The following is a 19,365-nucleotide window of genomic DNA, read 5'->3' on the forward strand; positions in this document are numbered from 1 at the left end:
TCGGTCTCGCGCCGGACGACGACATCCCGCCCCGGAATCTCCGGGACGGGACGTCCGTGCGTTCCGTGTGAACGGGGGGTGTCAGGACCCGACGGTCACCGACTCGATCTGCACCGCGCGGTTGGGCGCACCGCCGCCGGCCGCCATCGAGCCGTCGTCGCCCTCCGCCGCGACCTCCTCGATCACGGCGAGTCCGGCCTCGTCGACCGTCCCGAAGACCGTGTAGGTGGGGGGAAGCTGCGAATCCTCGTAGACCAGGAAGAACTGGCTGCCGTTGCTGCCGGGACGACCGGTGTTCGCCATCGCGACCGTGCCGCGCGGGTAGATCACCGGTTGCCGCAGCTGGGCGTCGCCGGGCGCGTACACGTTCTCCGGGTACTCGGTGTCGAACCCGTAACCCGGCCCGCCCGTTCCGGTGCCCGTCGGGTCGCCGCACTGCAGCACCTGCAGCCCGGGGGAGGTCACCAGCCGGTGGCAGGGGGTGTCGTCGAAGTAGCCCTGCTCCGCGAGGGACACGAAGCTGTTGACCGTGCAGGGGGCCGCGGCCCGGTCGAGTTCGACGCCGATGACGCCGACGCTGGTGGTGATCTGCGCGGCAGCAGCGCCGGTGGCGGAGACGTCGTCCGCGGCGGGGGCGGTCACGTCGCGTGCGGCGTCACCCGAGGCGTCGTAGGTGCACGAGACGGAGTCGGTGCCGCTGGGTCGCTCCGGTAGTTCGCCCGTGTAGGCGGGGGACTGCCGGTCGGCGGCGGACGTAGGTGCCGACGAGTTCGCGGCGGTATCGGTGGACGAATCGTCGGAGCACCCCGTGAGGAGGAGTGCGAGCCCGACGCCGGCGGCGAGGGTGGTGCGCAATCGGATCATCAGTCCATCCTGACCGACGTGAGGGTCGTTTCCAGCGCGGGGGTACCCTCGGCAGCCCCACCCGTTACACCGGCTGCGGCGATCGTGTCGAGGGTCGCGAGACCGGTCTCGTCGATCGTGCCGAACACGGTGTACTGCGGGGGCAGCACCGAGTCGCCGTACACCAGGAAGAACTGGCTGCCGTTGGTCTCGGGCTGTCCGGTGTTCGCCATCGCGAGGGTGCCGCGCGGATAGGTCATCGGTTCCTGCGCGGCGGGATCGTCGGCGGCGAACTGATCGGTGGGGAACTCGTTGGCGAACTGGTATCCCGGACCGCCCGACCCGCTACCCGACGGGTCGCCGCACTGCAGGACCTGCAGGGACGGCGAGGTGGTCAGCCGGTGGCAGGGCGTGTCGTCGAAGTAGTTCTGCGAGGCCAGCGACAGGAAGCTGTTGACGGTGCACGGCGAATCGTCGTTGTGCAGGATCAGGCCGATGTTCCCCTGGCTCGTCTCCATGCTGACGCTGATGTCCGTGTTGCCCTCACCGGTGGTGCGGATGCCCTCGGTGCGCGGCGGCTCTGCCGGCTTCGACGGTTCGCGGCCGTCCGCGGTGTAGGAGCAGCTCACCGTCTCGGGCAACGGCTCGGACCGGCCGTCGGGGAGCGCGGCGTACTCCATTTCCGAACCAGAGGTGTCGTTCGACGCCGCCTCGGTGGCCGTGTCGTCGCCCCGGTCGACCGCCCACAGAGCAACACCGGCGCCGACGACCACGATCACTCCGAGCGCGGACAGCGCGATCGTCATGCGGCGCCGCTTGCGCTCGCGTTCGGCTCGACGCTCGAGCTGCCGTTCGAGTTTGCGTTTCGCGGCCTGGCGCCGTTGTGCGTTGCTCGGCACTGCAGTAGTCCTCCCGTGAACGATCGATGTGGTCCAACCGACTTCGAAGCAGACCCGAGTCTGCCACCCGGGACCGGCAACCCGCGGGCAGGGCGCAACGCATAGTCTGTAGGAGACCTCGAAGGCTTCCACCCGTAGGAGCGATGCTCGTGCTCGTGACCGGATTCCCTGCCGGGATGTTCCAGACCAACTGCTACATCCTCGCGCAGGACAACGCGAAGGAGTGCGTCATCGTCGATCCCGGCCAGGACGCCGCCGAGCCGCTCGTGGAGTTCCTCACCGGATCCGATCTCACGCCCCGGGCGGTGCTGCTCACGCACGGTCACCTCGACCACATGTGGTCGGCGCAGCCGGTGGCCGACCGGTACGGGATCCCCGTCTACATCCACCCCGACGACCGGATGATGCTCACCGATCCGCTGCAGGGCATGGGGTCGAGCCTCGCCCCCTTCCTCGACGGCGTCGAGTTCGTCGAACCGCAGCAGGTCGTGGAGTTCGGCGACGGAGACGAGATCGAACACGCCGGAATCGAGTTCGTCGTCGACCACACGCCCGGACACACCCGCGGCTCGGTCGTCCTGCGCACGCGCACCACCACCCCGGACGGGGCCGCCCTGAACGTCGCGCTCACCGGCGACACCCTGTTCCAGGGGTCGATCGGCCGCACCGACCTGCCCGGCGGCGACCACGCGCAACTGCTCGACTCGATCGCGCGCAAGCTGCTCGTGCTCGACGACGGCACCAACATCCTCCCCGGACACGGCGGAGCGAGCACGATCGGGCAGGAGCGGGAGTCGAATCCCTTCCTCACCGGCCTGGCAGAATCCCGCTGACGGCACGAACACCGCGATCCGTCCGGTGACCAACCGAGAGAATCCCGAGAGAAGGCAGTACCAGTGAGCAAGGCCTCCACGTTTTCGGCGCCGAAGGGTGTGCCCGATTACGTTCCCCCGCAGTCGGCGGAGTTCGTGGCGGTACGGGACGGTCTGACCCGTGCCGCACGCCTGGCGGGGTACGGGCACGTCGAGCTGCCCATCTTCGAGGACACCGGCCTGTTCGCTCGCGGCGTCGGCGAGTCCACCGACGTCGTCACGAAGGAGATGTACACCTTCGCCGATCGCGGTGAGCGCTCGGTCACGCTGCGTCCCGAGGGCACCGCGGGCGTGATGCGCGCGGTGATCGAGCACGGTCTCGACCGCGGTCAGCTCCCCGTGAAGTTGTCCTATTCCGGGCCGTTCTTCCGCTACGAGCGCCCCCAGGCGGGCCGCTACCGTCAGCTCCAGCAGGTCGGCGTCGAGGCGATCGGCATCGACGATCCCGCGCTCGACGCCGAGGTCATCGCGGTTGCCGACGCAGGATTCCGGTCGCTCGGACTCGACGGATTCCGCCTCGAGATCACGTCCCTCGGCGACGAGACCTGCCGTCCGCAGTACCGGGAGAAGCTGCAGCAGTTCCTGTTCGCGCTCCCGCTCGACGAGGAGACGCGCCGCCGCGCCGAGATCAACCCGCTGCGCGTGCTCGACGACAAGCGCCCCGAGGTCCGCGAGATGACCGCCGACGCGCCGCTGATGCTCGACCATCTCTCGGACACCGCTCGCGCACACTTCGACGAGGTACTCGCCCACCTCGACGCGATCGGCGTCCCGTACGTCGTCAATCCGCGCATGGTGCGCGGCCTCGACTACTACACGAAGACCACCTTCGAGTTCGTCCACGACGGGCTCGGCGCCCAGTCCGGCATCGGTGGTGGTGGCCGCTACGACGGGCTCATGGAACAGCTCGGCGGCCAGCCGCTCTCGGGCATCGGTTTCGGGATCGGCGTCGACCGCACGGTTCTCGCGCTCGCCGCCGAGGGCAAGACCGCCGGCAGCCCCGCGCGGTGCGAGGTGTACGGGGTGCCGATGGGCGACGCCGCCAAGGTCGCCCTCGTGCCCATCGCGCACAAACTGCGCGCCGCGGGTGTCCGCGTCGACCTCGCATACGGTGGGCGCGGCCTCAAGGGCGCCATGAAGGCGGCCGACAAGTCCGGTGCCGTCGTCGCGCTCGTGCTCGGTGACCGCGAACTCGAGGCAGGTGAGGTCGTCGTCAAGGATCTGCGCAACGGCGAGCAGCACAGCGTTGCACTCACGGACGTCGTCGCCCGTGTGGGTGAGGTCGTTGCCGGCGCATGACGACCGGGACGGTGCCGCCGTCCCGCTCGATCTGATCCCGTCCCGGCTGCTCCGGTCACGCGCCCGCAGGATCGCGCTGCTCGCGCTCGCCGTCGGCGTCGTCCTCGGCGTTCTGGTCTGGATCGTCGCGCCCGGATGGGTCGCGCTGCTCGTCGGGGCCGTCTTCGCGGTGCCGCCGGCCGTCGGTGCGTTCCTGGCCACGCGTCGGCACCTGCTGCTGCGCGGCACCGTCGTCACGCTGTCGGGGGCGTTCCGGTCGCGCAGTGTCGATCTCGCGCGACTCGCCGGTGTCGAACTGATCGTCCGGGTGGGCGGGGTATCGCAGGCCGTCGTGCGCGTCAACGACGGTGAGCACAATCTCGTGTCGGTCCCGCTCGCCCTGTACGCCAACGGCGGCGGTCGCGAACTCGACGTGCTGGCCCTGCGAAAGCTCGCGGATGCGCTCGCCACCAGCGAGATCGCTCCGGCGGCGGCGATCTCGTCGGTGCTCGTCGAACAGTTGCGGGCCGAGGCCCGCGACGCCGCGCTCGGCGAACGCCCGCTCTACCGGGCGATCGAACTCGCGCGCGGCGCCGGCCGGGTGCCGCAGACGACGCTGACCGACCACGAGGTCGCCTCCCTCGTCGACTGACAGGCTCGTCCGATCGACGAGTAATGCTCAGCGGTCGTCGTGCGAACCGATCACGGCGGGAACGACCAACGGCAGTTCGCCGACGACCTCGGTGCCCTCCGCGGCGGCACTCAGCAGACGGGTGGGGGAGCGGTGCTCCTCGTCGTCGGACCCGCGAGCGGACGTCGCGGGGACCATCCCACCGGTCGAGGGTGCCCTTCCCATCGCGCTCGCGCCGGTCGTGGCCTGCGCACTCCCGCCCGAGCCCGGGGCGGTCGGAATCGGAGCGGCGGCAGGCACACCCGCAGTTCCGAACGCGGCCCCCGCGGTGCCGTGACCGGTGACCACTCCGGCCGACACCGTTCCGGCCGATCCCGCGACCGCCGCACCGACGGTCGGAACCGCCGCGTGTGCGGTGGGCGCGGTCGCCGCGTAGGCGGTGGGAGTGGTCGCGGCGTGCGCGGCGGCCGTGAACGGCGCTGCGACACTCGACGCGACATCGGTTGCGGCCGTGGCGACCGTGCGCATCTCCTGCACCCCGGCCACGGCCACCGGCGCGGGCACGGGAATCGGCGTGGTCAGCGCCGTCATCGCGGCGGTGTGGACCGTCAGCTCGCCCCGGGTACGCGCAACGACGGCCAGGGCAGCCTGGAGATGCTGCGCGGCGGACGCCAACAGGGCGGCCTGGCCCGGCGGCGTCGCGAGAGCCGGTGCGGCCGCCATCGCCGTGGCCACGAACGACTGTGCGATGCCGGTCAATTCGATGTTGCCGCGTTCGACGGTCGCCGTGGCGGCGCGGGTGACGTCGCCGATCCGGTCGCCGCGGTCGGCCAGTTCGAGGGCCGACTGCTGCGCGCGCACACCGTGACCTGCGGCCTCGTCGGCCGTTGCTCCCTCCCACGACTCCGGAAGTGCGTGCAGCGCACTGCGTCCGAGCATCGTGGCGGTCTCGAGCAGACGCGACCCCTGCTGCAGGATCGCCGACGGATCGAGCGAGTCGAGGATACCGGTGCCGAACATCGAGCAGAGTTCGGTGAGCGGCCGCACGATCGTCTCGAGATCGGGCAGCACCGGTACCGGAATCGATTCGAGCAGCTCGACGATCGAATTCGCCTCGAGGACGGGCAGACCCGGCTCGGGAAGAACGGGTTCCGGAAGTACCGGCAGCGGTGCGTCGAGGACCGGTCCGATCGGCGACGCGCGGAGAGCGTCGAGAACGGTCGGTGACGCTGCGGGTGTTGCGGTGTCGATGACCGATCCCTGCATCACAGTCCTCCCGCAGCGTCGGCCAGCGCCGAAGCCGTTCCGGTGTCGGTCGTTTCGTAACCGGTGGCCGCCTCGTGTGCTGCGATGCCGTTGGACGCGTAGGCCCACGACAGTTGCGCGACGGCACTGGTGTGCTCGGATTGGGCCGCGGCGAACACCGCGAGGAACTCTCCGCCGATGAGTCCCAGAGCCGGACTCAACGCGGAGATGTTGGCCTGCAGATCGAACGTCCCCGCCTGCGCCACCTGCTCGGCCGCACGAAGATTCGTGGCCCCGAACGCTCGAATACCATCGGGCACCACCCGGATTCCGGCACCGGGAAACAGACCGCTCATCGAACCCCCCATCGAAGATCAGTGTGGCGAGCACTGTAACTCGAGCGCACCGGGCGAGCCACCGGACCCTCGGCCGCCTGTGGATGAACGGATGGGAATGCCGATGTATTCGTTGCACCGCGAGTGCGCTCCGTCCGATCGACCACGATGCCGAACGATCTGTTGACAGCGAATAGCACACATGTTCGACTGGAGGTATGAGGTGGGCGGGTCAGACTGTGGATGCGGACGACGGAGCTCTGCCGGGCCTCGAACGGGCCGGTCTCGTCCGTAGTGTCCGCACGCCGGAGTTCGAGGGAGTCACCTTCCATGAGGTGCTGTGCAAGAGCGCGCTGAACAGGACGCCGGAGGCCTCCCGGTTGCCGTTCCGGTACACCGTCAACACGTTCCGGGGCTGCACCCATGCCTGCCGGTACTGCTTCGCCCGGCCCACGCACGAGTACCTCGATCTCGACGGCGGGCACGACTTCGACTCGCAACTGGTCGTCAAGACCAACGTCGCCGCCGTCCTGCGCCGCGAACTCGCGCGACGATCCTGGACCCGGGAACACGTGGCGCTCGGTACCAACACCGATCCCTACCAACGGGCAGAGGGGCGCTACCGGCTGATGCCCGGAGTCATCCGGGCGTTCGCCGAATCCGGCACCCCCTTCTCCATTCTCACGAAGGGCACGCTGCTGCGCCGCGATCTTCCGCTGCTGTCGCTGGCGGCCGGTCAGGTCGATGTGTCGGTCGCGGTGTCGCTCCCGATCGGCGATCCCGAACTGGCCGCGCACATCGAACCGGGCACGCCGTCACCGAAGGCCCGTCTCGATCTCGTGAAGGCGGTCGTCGACGCCGGATTGTCGTGCCACGTCATGGTCGCTCCGGTGCTGCCCTTCCTCACCGACTCGCGACAGCACCTCGACACGCTGTTCGGCTCCCTCGCCGCCGCCGGCGCGTCGGGGGTCACCGTAATACCGCTGCACCTGCGCGGCTCGACCCGCGGGTGGTTCCTGTCGTGGCTCGCGCAGGAGCATCCTGCCCTCATGAGACGCTATCGCCGCCTCTACGGACGGGGCGCGTACGTTGCTCCGGAGTACTCGCAGTGGTTGGACGAGCGGGTCGCGCCCCTGCTCGAACGTCACCGCCTCGGGGTCCGGGCGTCCGCTCGGCGTGAGGAGAGGGGTGCGCTGCGCGCCGACGAACGCGTCCCCGAACCCGAGGCGGCGCTCACCCTGTTCTGAGGCAGTTCGTGGGCGGCGCGTCAGTCGTCGTATGCGAGCCGGACCTTCTCGAACGCCACGCGCGATGCTTCGGAGATCGGTTGCGAGCCGCCTTCGGCGGCGGTGCCGACGTCCACCGAGTCGGCGAGCGCGACGCACCGGCCGTGCTGGAACAGGGCCGAGCCGATCACCACCGACGATGTCCCGATGCGGTGGACACCGGTGGCGATGACGATGTCGTGCGGATAGAACACCTCGGCCAGGAAGTTGATCTCGATCTTCGCGAGTACCGCACGCTCGAAGGGGTAGGTATCGCCCAAGGTCGACGACACGGCCTCCATGACGAGGACGCGGGCCTGCTCGAAGTAGCGGGCGATCGAGACGTTGTTGATGTGTCCGAGCGCGTCGGTGTCGCCGAACAGGGGCGTGATCGTGCGCTGCAACGGATACAGGTCGAGCGAGGTGCGTCGCGGGTCGTGCCGCATGGGAGGTACCGCCTTCGGAGGTCGTGGCTGTGACCCGGTCAACATATCCGCGATCCGATCGACGTCCCGCTCCGGAGGTGCGGGCGGAGTTCGCTTCGGGGCGGAGGCCTACCGTCTGCCGTCGATCATGCGATCGCGCATGCGGGCGAAGACCTCGGTCATGGGGGCGATGTCGGCGGGGGAGAGCAGGTCGAACATGTTCTCGCGGACCGCCCCGACGTGGCCGGGACCCGCCTCGGCGAGTCTCGCGTAGCCGACGTCCGTGAGTTCGGCCCACGCGCCGCGTCGGTCGGATTCGCACTCCACGCGCCGCACCCACCCCGCGTTCTCCATGCGGGAGACGGCGCGGGTGATGCCGCTGCGGGTCGTGGTGCTCGCGTCCGCGAGGTCGCGCATGCGCATCCGGCGGTCGGGTGCCTCGGACAGCAGGACCAGGATCTCGAAGTCGGTGAAGGAGATGTCGGAGTCCCGCAGTAGCTGCTTGTCGAGATTCTGGAACAGCAGGCGCGTCGCATCCAGATAGGCGCGCCACAGGCGCTGTTCGTCGTCGCTGAGCCACTTCGCGTCTCCCATGATCCCCAGTGTACCCGCGTTAGTTGACTGCGCAATCAAATGTGACACAATGGATAGGGTCGACCGACGGACCACCGAGAGGAGTCGAGCGGCATGAGCAACACCGACACCCGTCCCGAGGAGATCCGCTGCCGGACGGAGGACCTCCCCATCCGCGACCCGCTCCGCCCCCGCGTGGAGATCATCACCTCGCGTGAGGTCCCGCTCGGTGGCCCCCGGGCCATGCCCGTGCGCCGTACGCTTCCGCAACGGCAGCGTTCGCTGATCGGCGCGTGGTGCTTCGTCGACCATTACGGCCCCGACGACGTCTCCCGCACCGGCGGCATGGACGTCGCACCGCACCCCCACACCGGTCTGCAGACGGTGTCGTGGCTGTTCACCGGCGAGATCGAACACCGCGACAGTCACGGCGTGCACGCGATGGTCCGGCCGGGGGAGTTGAACCTCATGACCGGAGGCCACGGAATCTGTCACTCCGAGGTCTCCACCTCCGCGACCACGACACTGCACGGCGTGCAGTTGTGGGTGGCCCTGCCCGACGCACATCGCGATGCGCCCCGCGACTTCCAGCACCACGTGCCGCCGGTCGTTCGGGTGCCCGGTGCAGAGGTCAAGGTCTTCCTCGGTTCGCTCGCCGGCGAGGAGTCGCCCGTGACGACGTACACCCCGCTGCTCGGCGCAGAGATCGTCCTGGACCCCGCGGCGAGCATCACCCTCGACGTCGACCCGTCGTTCGAGCACGGGGTGCTCGTCGACACCGGTACGGTCGCGCTGTTCGGCACCGTGCTCACGCGAGCCGCCCTCGGCTACACCGGAACCGGCGTGCCGGCCCTCGAACTGACCAACACCACCGACGAACCCGCACGTATCGTCCTCCTCGGCGGAACACCCCTCGGCGAGGAGATCGTGATGTGGTGGAACTTCGTCGGCCGCGACCACGACGAGATCGTCGCCTACCGGGACGCCTGGGAACGCGGGTGCGATCGGTTCGGCCGCGTCTCCGGCTACACCGGGAGGGTCGAGCGTCTCCCGGCGCCGCCCCTGCCCCAGGCGCGTATCCGCCCCCGCCGCAATCCGCCCACCGCAGATCCGAACTGCCCGACACAGGACCCCGCATGAGCACCGCACCGATTCTCGACGTTCGCCGCGCGGACGACCGCCTCCACACGAAGATCGACTGGCTCGATTCGAGGCACTCCTTCTCGTTCGGCCACCACTACGATCCCGACAACACGCATTTCGGGATGCTGATGGTCAACAACGACGACATCGTCCGTCCGGGAAGCGGTTTCGACACTCACCCGCACCGCGACATGGAGATCGTCACCTGGGTGCTCCGCGGATCGCTCGTGCATCAGGACTCGACGGGGCATTCCGGGGTGATCTACCCGGGTCTCGCGCAGCGCATGAGCGCGGGCTCGGGGATCCTCCACTCCGAGAAGAACGACTCGTGGCGTCATCCCGGTGCCACTGCGTCGTATGCCGCCGAGCACGACGAACCGGTGCGGTTCGTGCAGATGTGGGTGCTGCCGGACGAAGCCGGGATCGAGCCGGGCTACGAACAACTCGAGATCGACGACGAACTGCTCTCCGGCGGACTCGTGCCGGTCGCATCCGGAATGGACGCCTACGCCGACCATTCCGCCATCCGCATCCGCAACAGATATGCCGCCATGCACGTCGCGCGGATGCGGCCGGATCGCCCCGTGACGCTGCCGGACGCACCCTTCGTGCACCTCTTCGTCGCCCGGGGCGAAGCCGCACTCGAGGGAGCCGGACCTCTCGCCCAAGGAGACGCGGCGCGGATCGCCGGAGGTGGCGGCCGACAGCTCACCACAGCCACCGGCGCCGAGATCATCGTCTGGGAGATGCACGCCGCACTCGGACACTCCTGAACGGTCCCGGCCGGGGCAGGAAACGACGTCAGCTCGTGGCGCCGCTCATCGGCAGCAGCCGGGCCAGGACGTCCGAGAGGGTGATCAATCCGACGATCCGTCCGTTCTCGGTGACGGTGACCAGATGGTTCCTGGTCTCCCGCATCGTCGTCAGCGCCTCGTAGACCGGCGTCGCGGCGTCGATCGTCAGCGCGGGGCGCATCAGTTCGGTCGCCGTGGTTCCGGGTGCGGCCTGGAGACTGTCGCGCACGTGCACGACACCGTCCACGTGGCCGTTGTCGCGCACGAGCAACCGGAGGTGCCCGGTGCGATGGGCCGTCTCACGGATCTCGACGGCCGTCGAGGTCGGCTTCACGCTGCTCGGCTCGGCCTGCGGCGTGACGATCTCGCCGAGCGTGAGCGTCTCGAGCTCCAGCGCGCTGCTCAGGTGCCCGTGATAGCGCTCGTCGAGCGTGCCGACGGTGGCCGAGTGCTCGACCAGGTGCCGCAGCGCATCGGGATCCTGACCTTCGGCGACCTGATCCACCGGGTCCACACCGACCTTTCGCAGACACCAGTTCGCCATATGATTCAACCGGACGATCAACGGCCGGGTCACCCACATGAACGCGCGCATCGGCAGCGCCAGCATCGTGGCGGACTTCTCCGGGTGGGCGATCGCCCACGACTTCGGTGCCATCTCGCCGACGACGAGGTGCAGGAACGTCACGATGATCAGCGCAAGGACGAAGCCGGCCACGTCCGCGAGCCACAGCGGCGCGCCCCAGTTCTCGAACAACGGCGTGAGCCAGTGGTGCACTGCGGGTTTCGTCGTCGCACCGAGTGCGAGCGTGCACACCGTGATACCGAGCTGGGATCCCGCGAGGAGCACCGACAGTTCGGACGCGCTGCGCAGAGCGGCCCGCGCCGAGCGGCTCGACGTCGCTGCGTCCTCGAGTCGGTGTCGTCGCGCCGCGATGAGCGCGAACTCGACCGCGACGAAGAACGCGCTGGCGGCGATCAGGCCGATCGTCACCACCGCGACGACCACAGGATTACTCATTGCCGGTCACCTCGTCCGTCAGAACGGTCACGCGCACGGACGACGGCACGTGCTTGTCGATGTCGCGTACCTCGGCCACCAGGGTCCTGTGGATCGGGCCGTCCCCGTTCAGCAGTTCGGCGGGATCCGGATCCAGTGTGATCCGGACGGTGTCACCCACCTCGGGGAGGCCACCGAACTCGGTGATGACCAAGCCGGCGAGCGTCTCGTAGTCGCCCTCGGGCAGTTCGTGGTCGAGGGTGCGGGCCACCTCGTCGATGTGTGCGTCGCCGCGGACGATCCAGCCGTCGCCCTCGGGGCGGATGACCTCGGCGGCCATCGCAGAATCGTGCTCGTCGGCGATCTCGCCGACCAGTTCCTCCGCGATGTCCTCGAGGGTGACGACGCCGGCGAACCCGCCGTACTCGTCGATCACCAGTGCCATCTCGTCCTCGGCCCGGGCCAGTTCGGTGAGAACCTCCGGCAGTGCCAGCGTGGCCGGCACGATCACGGGGGGGCGGCAGACCCCCGCGGCCGTGCCCGTCGGGGTGTCGAGGCCGAGGAGGTCGTGCAGGTGCACGACACCGCGCAGATCGTCGGACGAGGTGCCCACCACGGGGTATCGGGTGTGCCCCTCGCTCATCTTGTCGAGGATGGTGGCGACCGGCTCGTCCAGTTCGACGACGTCGACCCGCGACCGCGGGATCATCGCGTGTTCGGCGGTCCGGGTCGGGAACTCGAGGATCCGGTCGAGGAGGGTGGACAATTCCGGCGGAAGTTCGCCGGTCTCGCGCGACGCGGCCACGATGTGTTCGAGGTCGCGCGGTGTCGCGGAGTGCTCGACGTCGTGCACCGGCTCGATGCGCAATGCGCGCAGCAGGAGATTCGACGACGCGTCGAAGAGTTTGATCAGCCATCCGAAGACGGCGAGATAGGCGCTCGTCGACAGGGCGAGGCGGCGTGCGACCGGTTCGGGACGGGCAATGGCGAGGTTCTTCGGTACCAGTTCACCGAAGACCATCTGGACCACCGTCGAGAAGAGCACGGCCAGCACGGTGCCGACGGCGACACCCACCGCGGTGGGGATACCCACCCCGCCGAGCAGTTCGCCGAGACCGCTACCGATCAGCGGTTCCGCGACGTAGCCGACGAGCAGGCCGGTGACGGTGATGCCGAGCTGAGCGCCCGAGAGCATGAAGGAGGTGCGGCGGGTGACCGCCAGTGCGCGGGCTGCAGCCGAGTCACCGCCTTCGGCGCGGGCCTTCAGGCGGGAGCGGTCGACGGCCATGTACGCGAATTCCTGCGCGACGAAGTAGCCGGTCAGTGCAGTGATGGCGAGAACAACAAGAATGCCGGCCGCGATTCCGAGGGCGGTCAGCACTTCGGGGACCGGGCTCGGGTGACGAGCAGAGCGTCATATCTGGGCGGGACGGGTCTTCGAGGTTTTCGCTTGGGGCGTTTCATGACTCCCTCGGGGTCGGGCGGGCAGGTGTACTCACAGGATAGGACGAACGGGCACCGGCGGAAGTTCCCCCCGCGGGGTGGAGATATGGTCACAAGGCGATCTTGTAATATGGGAATCTTCCCCGAATAGGCCGTATTGTCCGGCCTGGAAACTCCCCGAATAATACGACATATCGGGCCGATTTTCACCGAACTCTCCATATTTCCCCTGCTAGGGCCGATTTGTGTTCCGGATTACAATTCTTCGCGCTGCGCAGCTGTCGAATGCAGGTAACAATTGGATCGCGTGTCGACGCGAGTCGTCACAACTTCGATGTCGTTCCATTGATGGGAGAAGCCCGTGCCTGCACTCGAGTTCCTTGTCGACCTCTTCGGTAACCTGTCCGACCTGTTCGACGTGCTGAACTTCTTCACCGGTTCTGCTGATGCGGCCGGCGATGCGTTCGGCAGCAGCCAGGCCTGAGCCTCGCAGACTCGAAGGCCCGCGGGTTGATCCCGCGGGCCTTCGTCGTGTCCGGACACGGTCGTGTCCGTCCGGCCAGAGGGTGGAGTGCCGCACCCGCCCTCGGCCGCCGTTCTCGACCTCCGTCCTCGAACACGGAAACCGACGTTTGGGTTCGTTCGGTCACGGCTAACCGGGGAATGTAATTCGGACCACTCGACCCGAACGGACGTTCGGTGAGAGGACGCGGAACATGACATCTCGAACCCCAAGCCCCGGCCGTGGCTCGATGACGGCAACACCGGTGCAGACTGCGGCGCTCGTGGTGGGCGCTGTCTTCCTCCTGGTGGGCATCCTCGGCTTCATCCCGGGGGTCACGTCGGACTACGATCAACTCTCGGGCGCAGGCCATCATTCCGAAGCCATGCTCCTGGGGATCTTCCAGGTCTCCATCCTGCACAACATCGTGCACCTGTTGTTCGGTGTCCTGGGGCTCGCTGCGGCCCGGGCCGTGGCAACCGCCCGCAGTTTCCTGATCATCGGCGGTGGGATCTACCTGGTGCTCTGGATCTACGGCCTGATCATCGACAAGGACAGCGGCGCCAACTTCGTGCCGGTGAACTCCGCGGACGACTGGCTGCACTTCGTCCTGGGCGTGGGCATGATCGCGCTCGGTGTGCTCCTGACACGCACGCGGACCACCCCCGGCACGGTTCGCCCCTGATCCGTACCCACCCGTCGTGATGACGGGATCCGGAGAACCCGTGGCCCCTCACGCCACGGGTTCTTCGGCATGGGCAGGTACGGGCTCTGCCGGTGCGGGGTCGTCGACCTTCAGCACCCCCGACTCGGCGACTGCATCGAGCGACAGTGTCCGATAACCCTCGCTGTCGAACAGGACGGTGACGCGATCGTGCTCGCAGGTCATCACCACTCCCGGTCCCCACTCGGCATGCACGACATGCGTGTTCGGGGCGAACACGGACGTCTCGCAGTACGCCGGGGCAGTATCGGCGCCCCGAAACACGGATACCGTCGCAACCTCGTCGGACGCGCCGTCCCGGCAGGTGTCGCACCGGCCGCAGGGGTCGGACAGCGTCTCGCCGAAGTACCCGAGCAGGAACCGGCGGCGGCAACCGCGAGTCTCGGCGTAGCCCCGCATCATCTCGACCCGCGATCGGTCCAGTCGTTCGCCCGACGCGGCCGTCTCGCGTGCGTGCTCGACCGCCTTCCGTCGGGGGATGTCGGCGGCGGAGAGTCCACGCCGGCCGGAGACGAGCGCTCCGCACCGTTCGAGCAGGTTCACCGCGTTGGCCAGTCTCCGCCCCCGCACGTCGAGCTCGGTACGCAGCCGTCCGAGCCTCATCGGCGACGCGGAGCGGACCGCCGAGAACACCCGGCCGATCAGCTCCTCGTCGGGGTTGTGGGTGGTGAAGAAGGTCGCGAGCGACAAATCCTCGGGACGGTAGAACATCAGGACGGTGGCCGGCTCCCCGTCGCGTCCGGCGCGCCCGATCTGCTGGTAGTAGGAATCGACCGAGTCCGGTGTCGAGGCGTGCACGACGAAACGCACGTCCGGCTTGTCGATGCCCATACCGAAGGCGGAGGTCGCCACCACGACATCGCAGCGACCGTCGAGGAATCCGAGGTGAACGTCCCCGCGCTCGGCCGCGCGCATCCCGGCGTGATACGGGCACGCGTCGATCCCGCGTTCACGCAGGGCCTCGGCGTATCGCTCGGTGTCCTTGCGGGTCGCGGCGTACAGAATGCCGGGACCGGGCAGGGACGCCACGGCCTCGACGACGGCGCGTCGCTTCTCGCCGTCGTCAGTGTGCCTGCGCACCTCGATGTCGAGATTCGGGCGGTCGAAACCACCGGCGACGACGAGCGGATCCCGCATGCGCAACGCCTCGACGATGTCCTCGCGGACCGGGGGTGAGGCGGTGGCGGTGAGCGCGACGACGGGTGGCCGGCCCAGGGCCTCGGCCACGTCTCCCAGGCGTAGATATTCCGGCCTGAAGTCATGGCCCCACATGGCGACACAGTGCGCTTCGTCGACGACGATGAGCGAGACCTCCACGCTTCTCAGACGCTCCAGGACCTCGTCCTTGGCGAGCTGCTCGGGGGCGAGGAAGACGTAGTCGGCATCGTGTTCGAGCACGGCCCGCCAGTTCGCCTCGTTCTCCGACTCGCGCTGGCGCGAATTGATCGCGACCGCCTCGGGTGCCTCCGAGTGGTCCAGACCGGCGATCTGATCGTTCTGGAGCGCGATCAAGGGCGAGACGACGACCGTCACCCCCGGTAGCAGCAGCGAGGGCACCTGATAGATCGCGGACTTCCCGGAGCCGGTGGCCATCACGGCGAGGACGTCGCGTCCGCCCAGCAGCGGAACCATCGCGTCCAGTTGTTCGGGACGCAGCGTGTCCCAGCCGAACACCTTCTGCGCGGCGGCGCAGAGTTCCTCGCGTGCATCCTCCGATGCAATGTCGGACGACGACCGATACATCTTGTGCTGCAAGTGGACTCCAGAACTCGGAAGGGACTGCGCGCGCAGGGTGCCCTCCGCATACCCGAGGACGTGCCCGCCCCAAACGGTTGCGAGATCCCGGCGCCGTGTCGACCCGGCGGGGTGTGGGTACCCGCGAGCCAGACGTGCCGAGGAGGAGATATGAACGACGCTCGACCTCTCGCTCTGGTGACCGGAGCATCGCGAGGCATAGGCCGGGAGTTGGCGGCCCTGTTCGCGGCCGACGGATACGACCTCGTGCTCGCGGCGAGATCGGACACTCTGGACGAGGTCGCCGCAGACCTGCGGACGTCCGGCGCGGAGGTGGTGTCGGTCCACGCGGATCTGAGGACTCCGGAAGGGGTCCGGGCGGTCCACGAGGCTGCGACGGCCGGAGGTCGCGTCCCGGCGGCGGCTGCGCTCGACGCCGGTGTCGGGATCGGCGGGGCGTTCGTCGACGCAGAGCTCGGGGACGTCCTCTCGATCGTCGACGTCAACGTGCGCTCGACGGTGCATCTGGCGCACCTGCTGCTGAACGACATGCTGCGGGCGGGCTCGGGCCGGATGCTCGTCACCTCGTCGGTGGTGTCGAAGATGCCCGGCCCCTACCAGGCCGTGTACAACGCGTCCAAGGCCTTCGTGCAGTCCTTCACCGACGGCGTCCGCAAGGAACTCGACGGTAGCGGGGTCACGCTCACCGCGATGCTCCCCGGTGCCACCGACACCCACTTCTTCACACGTGCCGGGATGCTCGACACGATCCTCGGGAAGGCGCCCAAGGACGATCCTGCGCACGTCGCGCGCGACGGTTATGCCGCTCTGATGCGCGGCGAGGCGAACGTGGTGCCCGGCTCCGTGCTCGCGAAATCCATGGCGGTCTTCGGCACGGTGGCGCCCGACGCGGTGACCTCGGCGGTTCACCGGGTCCTGGCCAAGCCTCGATCGGGGCGATGATCCGCGAAGGCAGGACCGCTCAGTCGGATCGCGTCCGCACTGCCGGGCGGGTGGGGTGGTCGTAGCGCACCAGGACGTCCGCGTCCGCTCCTGCATGTTCGAGCACTGCATGTTCGAGCACCGCGTCATGTTCGAGCACCGCGTCGATCGTCCAGTGATCCTCGGGGCGCGTGCGCCTTTCGAGCGCGCCCCGGGACATCGTCAGGACGACGGTGACATCGAAGTCGAGACCACGGCCGAGAAGCATAGGGCCGGCGACGACGAGGACCTGGTCCTCCGCCGCTCGACGCGGGCGCTCGCGCGCCGAACGGTCGGTGCGTTCGTCCCACAGCCGCGGAAGCCATCGTCGATGTTCGTGTACCGCGCGCAGCACCTCTCGGTCGACCGCGGCGTAGTCGAACCAGTCGTGGCGGTAGCTGTACGGATCGGTCCGTCCGTGCTCGAGCCGGAGCGATGCGGGCCGGACGAAATCGTGGAGATCGACGACGTCCGCTGCGCGGCCCCGCGTTCTCAGTTCCGTCGCGACACGCTGTGCGAATTCCACCGGGTCTGCCGCGTCCGGTGCGCTCACGGCGATGCACACGCTTCCGGTGAGCGCCTCGGCGCGATCGGCGACGGAGGCCGTGAGTATCTCGGGGGTCAGGGGAGTGAAGGCGGGCATCGCTCGCCGTTCACGCCCATCCGCGTATGGGGGTCACCAGGGCGGCGTGTCGTTCCCGTCCGGTACCGGGGTGTCGAGAAGCCGGTCGAGCCAGAGCACCGCCTCGACCAGCGCTTCCATCTGCGACGCCCAGTCCATGGCGAAGACCACTTCGTCGAGTTCGCTGCGGGCCGCGACCGAGTCGCCGGCGAGCGCGTCGACGACCGCTTTCATCACGGTGCTCTCCGGCTGCGGGAGTTCCTCCGGCCGGACGTGACGGCCGCTCTCGGTCCGGATGGTCAGTTCGAAGCTCTCGTCGCCACGCACCTGCGGGCCGATCTTGTCGACGACGACGTCGGCGATCGTCGAGACCGTCCACCTCAGCACGTTCCCGTAGAGCGGGGGAGTGATCTGTGACGGCGGGTCCGAACCGGGGCTCGACACCAGCGCCGCGACCTCTTCGGTCAGTTCGCTGTAGCCGTTCTCGTGTGCGAGAGCGAGAAGGCGTCCTCCCATCACCGCGTCGCTGCGTGTGATTCCGGCTCGTTCTTCGTGCATGCAGAACGAATGCCCCGTTTTGTGTCCCATCACACATCGCGGTCGCGACGGGTGTGCTAGCGCCATGGTCACGAGAGTGAGGAAAATCACATTCGCGGGCTATCCTGAGGTCATGAAGCACATCGCCACTGGTCCGAAGGATGTCACGGTCGGTGTCGGGGACACGATCGAACTGCATCTCCCTGAGAACACCTCCCGGGACTACTGCTGGTCGACGTCGAGGGTCGGAGAGGGACTCGTCCTTCGCGACATCCGATTCCTGCCGTCGAAGAACCCGTTGCCGGGAGGGACCGGCGAGCGGGTCTTCTGTTTCAAGGCGCGCCGCGCCGGTACCTGGCCCATCTCGCTGCGCATGCGGAAGCATGCCGACCTGGTCGCCGACCGCGCGAACATGACCGTCACCGTTGCGTGACGGCGTCCCGGCGCTCGCTCTGCGGTTCACGACACCGCGGAACTCAGCGCAGTGCCGGCGGGTTGTCGAGATCGCGTGCCGAGTAGGTGTCACACGCGTCGACCCGGCCGGTGCGGTATCCGGCCAGGAACCAGGCCTGACGCTGCTCGGACGACCCGTGAGTCCATCCCTCCGGGTTCACCCGGCCGGTGGCGGCCCGCTGGATCCGGTCGTCGCCGACGGCCGACGCGGCCGACAGTGCGTCGCGGATGTCGGTGTCGGTGAGCGGCACGAGGAAGGGCTCTCCGGTGGTCGGCTCGGGCAGCTTGTCGGCATGGTAGGCCCACACCCCGGCGTAGCAGTCGGCCTGCAGTTCCGTACGGACAGCGCCGGATTCGGGGCCGCGCGGGTCGGCCTGTGCGCGACCGAGATCGCCGAGCTGGTTCTGCAGGTGGTGCCCGAACTCGTGGGCGACGACGTATTCCTGCGCGAGCGGACCTCCACTGGCGCCGAACCGTGTCTCGAGTTCGTCGAAGAAGCTGGTGTCGAAGTAGGCGGTCCGGTCCGCCGGGCAGTAGAAGGGCCCGATGTCGCTGGTGGCGTTGCCGCAACCGGTGGACGTGGCCGAGGTGAAGATCTCGACCTCCGGCTGCACATAGGCCACGCCGGTCTGTGTCGCGAACTGCTGCTCCCACACCGAGTCGAGCGACCCGACGGTGTAGAGCACCCGGCAGTCGACGTTCTCGTTCGCGGCGCTGCCACCGACCTCGCACTGTTCGAGTGCGCTCTCGGCTTGCGGATCGCCGGAGGTGTCGGGCATTCCCGAGCCGAGCAGCGAGGACGGATCGCCGCCGAACAGCAGCGCCAGGATGATGACGATCAGGCCGCCGGCCCCGCCACCGAGAGCGAGCTTTCCGCCACGCCCACCGCCGCCGGTACGGACACGGCCCGCATCCATGCGTGCACCTTCTCTGAACGTCATCGCCGCCGCTTTCTCCCGTGTTCGTCGGATTCGGACAAGCTTGGCACGAACTATTCGGTACGGGTGCGCTCGGGCCGATCGTGTCTTTCGTAGGATTACAGCCGACGAACCCGTCGCTGATCGTT

The 19,365-nt window shown here is 68.5% G+C and carries 22 protein-coding genes; 10 read left to right on the forward strand and 12 right to left on the reverse strand.

Annotated features, from left to right (window positions below; genetic code table 11):
- Positions 1–81: 81 nt before the first annotated feature.
- Positions 82–864 (reverse strand): peptidylprolyl isomerase, encoded by a 783-nt coding sequence (locus A5767_RS08315; RefSeq protein ID WP_064852065.1) that lies wholly within the window; start codon positions 862–864, stop codon positions 82–84.
- Positions 864–1,742: a peptidylprolyl isomerase gene (locus A5767_RS08320; RefSeq protein ID WP_064852066.1), complete on the reverse strand. Its 879-nt coding sequence runs from the start codon at positions 1,740–1,742 to the stop codon at positions 864–866. Before A5767_RS08320 ends, A5767_RS08315 begins: the two co-directional genes overlap by 1 nt.
- 149 nt (positions 1,743–1,891) lie before the next feature.
- Here A5767_RS08320 and A5767_RS08325 point away from each other — a divergent pair, with 149 nt between their 5' ends.
- The 3 genes from A5767_RS08325 (at position 1,892) to A5767_RS08335 (ending at position 4,544) form a co-directional block, all read left to right on the forward strand.
- Complete coding sequence (locus A5767_RS08325) at positions 1,892–2,575, forward strand: MBL fold metallo-hydrolase (RefSeq protein ID WP_183079234.1); 684 nt, start codon at positions 1,892–1,894, stop codon at positions 2,573–2,575.
- A gap of 63 nt (positions 2,576–2,638) precedes the next feature.
- Entirely contained in the window at positions 2,639–3,913 is a 1,275-nt protein-coding gene (gene hisS, locus A5767_RS08330; RefSeq protein ID WP_006551401.1) for a histidine--tRNA ligase, read from the forward strand.
- On the forward strand, positions 3,900–4,544 hold the full coding sequence (locus tag A5767_RS08335; protein ID WP_197483221.1) for a hypothetical protein: 645 nt from the start codon (positions 3,900–3,902) through the stop codon (positions 4,542–4,544). Before hisS ends, A5767_RS08335 begins: the two co-directional genes overlap by 14 nt.
- 27 nt (positions 4,545–4,571) lie before the next feature.
- Here the strand turns inward: A5767_RS08335 and A5767_RS08340 are convergent, their stop codons facing one another.
- Both A5767_RS08340 and A5767_RS08345 read right to left on the reverse strand, forming a co-directional pair.
- Complete coding sequence (locus A5767_RS08340) at positions 4,572–5,789, reverse strand: hypothetical protein (protein ID WP_064852127.1); 1,218 nt, start codon at positions 5,787–5,789, stop codon at positions 4,572–4,574.
- Positions 5,789–6,124: a type VII secretion target gene (locus A5767_RS08345; protein WP_006551405.1), complete on the reverse strand. Its 336-nt coding sequence runs from the start codon at positions 6,122–6,124 to the stop codon at positions 5,789–5,791. Before A5767_RS08345 ends, A5767_RS08340 begins: the two co-directional genes overlap by 1 nt.
- A gap of 197 nt (positions 6,125–6,321) precedes the next feature.
- Here A5767_RS08345 and A5767_RS08350 point away from each other — a divergent pair, with 197 nt between their 5' ends.
- Positions 6,322–7,350, forward strand: a complete 1,029-nt coding sequence (locus A5767_RS08350) for an Rv2578c family radical SAM protein (RefSeq protein ID WP_024100755.1) — start codon at positions 6,322–6,324, stop codon at positions 7,348–7,350.
- 20 nt (positions 7,351–7,370) lie between these two features.
- Here A5767_RS08350 and A5767_RS08355 read toward each other — a convergent pair whose 3' ends face one another.
- Both A5767_RS08355 and A5767_RS08360 read right to left on the reverse strand, forming a co-directional pair.
- Positions 7,371–7,814: an acyl-CoA thioesterase gene (locus A5767_RS08355; RefSeq protein WP_006551407.1), complete on the reverse strand. Its 444-nt coding sequence runs from the start codon at positions 7,812–7,814 to the stop codon at positions 7,371–7,373.
- 108 nt (positions 7,815–7,922) lie between these two features.
- The gene (locus A5767_RS08360; RefSeq protein ID WP_006551408.1) at positions 7,923–8,387 is read right to left on the reverse strand and encodes a MarR family winged helix-turn-helix transcriptional regulator; all 465 of its coding nucleotides are present in this window, start codon (positions 8,385–8,387) and stop codon (positions 7,923–7,925) included.
- A 93-nt stretch (positions 8,388–8,480) separates the two neighbouring features.
- On the opposite strand from A5767_RS08360, the gene A5767_RS08365 reads away from it, so the two are divergent.
- Both A5767_RS08365 and A5767_RS08370 read left to right on the forward strand, forming a co-directional pair.
- Complete coding sequence (locus tag A5767_RS08365; protein WP_064060274.1) at positions 8,481–9,506, forward strand: pirin family protein; 1,026 nt, start codon at positions 8,481–8,483, stop codon at positions 9,504–9,506.
- Positions 9,503–10,282 carry a pirin family protein gene (locus A5767_RS08370; RefSeq protein WP_006551410.1) on the forward strand — a complete coding sequence of 260 codons (780 nt, stop codon included), beginning with the start codon at positions 9,503–9,505 and terminating at the stop codon, positions 10,280–10,282. The genes A5767_RS08365 and A5767_RS08370 overlap by 4 nt, the downstream gene beginning before the upstream one ends.
- 28 nt (positions 10,283–10,310) lie before the next feature.
- Here the strand turns inward: A5767_RS08370 and A5767_RS08375 are convergent, their stop codons facing one another.
- On the reverse strand, positions 10,311–11,324 hold the full coding sequence (locus tag A5767_RS08375) for a hemolysin family protein (protein WP_170318499.1): 1,014 nt from the start codon (positions 11,322–11,324) through the stop codon (positions 10,311–10,313).
- Positions 11,317–12,684 (reverse strand): hemolysin family protein, encoded by a 1,368-nt coding sequence (locus A5767_RS08380; protein WP_006551412.1) that lies wholly within the window; start codon positions 12,682–12,684, stop codon positions 11,317–11,319. The genes A5767_RS08375 and A5767_RS08380 overlap by 8 nt, the downstream gene beginning before the upstream one ends.
- Positions 12,685–13,107: 423 nt before the next feature.
- On the opposite strand from A5767_RS08380, the gene A5767_RS23920 reads away from it, so the two are divergent.
- Positions 13,108–13,230 carry a hypothetical protein gene (locus A5767_RS23920; RefSeq protein ID WP_016933989.1) on the forward strand — a complete coding sequence of 41 codons (123 nt, stop codon included), beginning with the start codon at positions 13,108–13,110 and terminating at the stop codon, positions 13,228–13,230.
- Positions 13,231–13,498: 268 nt separating this feature from the next.
- On the forward strand, positions 13,499–13,933 hold the full coding sequence (locus A5767_RS08385) for a DUF4383 domain-containing protein (RefSeq protein ID WP_033096579.1): 435 nt from the start codon (positions 13,499–13,501) through the stop codon (positions 13,931–13,933).
- Between the two features lie 48 nt (positions 13,934–13,981).
- Here A5767_RS08385 and A5767_RS08390 read toward each other — a convergent pair whose 3' ends face one another.
- Positions 13,982–15,715 (reverse strand): RecQ family ATP-dependent DNA helicase, encoded by a 1,734-nt coding sequence (locus A5767_RS08390; RefSeq protein ID WP_064852068.1) that lies wholly within the window; start codon positions 15,713–15,715, stop codon positions 13,982–13,984.
- Positions 15,716–15,877: 162 nt separating this feature from the next.
- Here A5767_RS08390 and A5767_RS08395 point away from each other — a divergent pair, with 162 nt between their 5' ends.
- Positions 15,878–16,669, forward strand: coding sequence for an SDR family NAD(P)-dependent oxidoreductase (locus tag A5767_RS08395; RefSeq protein WP_064852069.1), 792 nt, complete (start codon positions 15,878–15,880; stop codon positions 16,667–16,669).
- Between the two features lie 19 nt (positions 16,670–16,688).
- On the opposite strand, the gene A5767_RS08400 is transcribed toward A5767_RS08395, so the two are convergent.
- Positions 16,689–17,330, reverse strand: a complete 642-nt coding sequence (locus A5767_RS08400) for a hypothetical protein (RefSeq protein WP_064852070.1) — start codon at positions 17,328–17,330, stop codon at positions 16,689–16,691.
- A gap of 33 nt (positions 17,331–17,363) precedes the next feature.
- Entirely contained in the window at positions 17,364–17,867 is a 504-nt protein-coding gene (locus A5767_RS08405) for a hypothetical protein (RefSeq protein ID WP_006551418.1), read from the reverse strand.
- Positions 17,868–17,979: 112 nt separating this feature from the next.
- On the opposite strand from A5767_RS08405, the gene A5767_RS08410 reads away from it, so the two are divergent.
- A complete protein-coding gene (locus A5767_RS08410) occupies positions 17,980–18,279 on the forward strand; it encodes a protease inhibitor I42 family protein (RefSeq protein WP_006551419.1) in 300 nt (99 codons plus the stop codon).
- Positions 18,280–18,322: 43 nt separating this feature from the next.
- On the opposite strand, the gene ypfJ is transcribed toward A5767_RS08410, so the two are convergent.
- Positions 18,323–19,240, reverse strand: a complete 918-nt coding sequence (ypfJ, locus tag A5767_RS08415) for a KPN_02809 family neutral zinc metallopeptidase (protein ID WP_024100766.1) — start codon at positions 19,238–19,240, stop codon at positions 18,323–18,325.
- Between the last annotated feature and the right edge of the window lie 125 nt (positions 19,241–19,365).

The organism is Rhodococcus sp. 852002-51564_SCH6189132-a, from assembly GCF_001665495.1.
Taxonomy (GTDB): Bacteria; Actinomycetota; Actinomycetes; order Mycobacteriales; family Mycobacteriaceae; genus Rhodococcus; species Rhodococcus pyridinivorans.